General features: G+C 72.0%; 2 pseudogenes. One reads left to right on the top strand and one right to left on the bottom strand.

The features are described 5' to 3' along the window. Window positions 1–1037: pseudogene (locus tag G6018_RS13085) on the top strand (hypothetical protein); the annotation flags it as partial. A 28-nt stretch (window positions 1038–1065) separates the two neighbouring features. Here the strand turns inward: G6018_RS13085 and G6018_RS13080 are convergent. Further along, window positions 1066–1495: pseudogene (locus G6018_RS13080) on the bottom strand (NAD(P)/FAD-dependent oxidoreductase); the annotation flags it as partial.

The following is a 1495-nucleotide window of genomic DNA, read 5'->3' as shown; positions in this document are numbered from 1 at the left end:
GAGGACCCGCCTGGTCGGCGGAGGAGGCCCCGCGGGTTCTCGTGTACGACCGGACCCCGGTGGCCGCGGTGGCGACCGCCGTCTCGAGCGGAGCGGCCGTCTCCCACCTCCGGGCTCCGGACCCGCGGGTCGACGGCGGCTCGGTCGAGGCGGTCATGGACGCCGACACCGTGATCGCCCTCGGGCCCGGATGGGGCACCGAGGACGAGCTGGCCGACCGGGTGGAGAAGGCCCGCTCCGTCCCCCAGCTCCCCGGCGGGGGACAGCTGTTGTTCCCGGGCCGGCGCTTCGTGGCGGCATACGGGTCGCCGATCACCCCGGCCCTCGGCATCCTCGGCGAGCAGGGTCCGGAGGAGAGCGCGGAGCGGGTGCGGCAACTGGTCGAGGAATACCAGCCGTACTCACCGGAGCCGGTGATCCCCGCGTTCGAGATCATCGCCACCGTCGCCTCCACATCCCCCGGAGCGGACGGCAACTACACCAACGAGTGGGCGCCGGAGGAGTTCGAGCCCCTCATCGACGCGATCACCGAGGCCGGTGGCTACGCGGTGATCGACCTGCAGCCCGGGATGGCGGACCTCCTCGACCAGGCGCGGTTGTTCGAGGAGTTGCTCAGGCGGCCCAACGTGGGGTTGGCGCTGGACCCCGAGTGGAAGCTCGAACCCGGCCAACGCCCGGGGGCCCAGATCGGCAGTGCGAGCGCCGAGGAGATCAACCGGGTCACGCACTGGCTCGCCGATCTCACCCGCGACACCGGGGGGCCACAGAAGCTGCTCATCCTGCACCAGTTCAGCCTGGCGATGATCACCGACCGGGAGGACATCGACACCTCACGGCCCGAGGTGGCGATCTCCCTCCACGCCGACGGGCACGGCACCCCGGAGATGAAGCTGGAGACGTGGGAGGTCCTGCAGCAGGGGCTGTCCCCGGACATCTGGATGGCCTGGAAGAACTTCTACGACGAGGACACGCCGACCTTCACCGCGGAGCAGACCATGGCGGTCGAACCCCGGCCGTGGTTCGTGTCCTACCAGTAGGTCGGCTCTCCGCCGGGGCGCGGGTTCGTCAACCGCGGATGATCCGCTCGGCGACGTGCTGGCCCGCCATCCCGTGGACACCGGGCCCGGGGGGCGTGGACCCGGAGGCGTGCCACACCCCCGGGACCCCGGTCGCGAAGGGATCCGCCCGTGGAACCGGACGGGCGATGAGTCCGCGCAGGTCGACGCGGCCCGCGGCGATGTCGCCGCCCTCGTAGTTCGCGTTGTGTCGGCCCATCCGCGACGCGGGCGTACAGCGGGTCGACACCACCACGTCGCGGACGCCGGGAGCGACCTCCTCCAGGGCGCGGAGGACCTGCTCGGTCTGGTCCAGCTCGGAGTAGGCGGGCACGTGTGCGTACGTCCACAGGGGTCGTCGTCCGTCGGCGGCGACCCTCCCCGGGTCCACCACCCACGGTTGGGAGACGAGGACCATCGGCCGGTCCGCGTGACGGCCC

It is taken from the genome of Dietzia sp. DQ11-44 (assembly GCF_014145205.1).
Classification (GTDB): domain Bacteria; phylum Actinomycetota; class Actinomycetes; order Mycobacteriales; family Mycobacteriaceae; genus Dietzia; species Dietzia natronolimnaea.
This window is presented reverse-complemented; position numbering and strand designations above follow the sequence as displayed.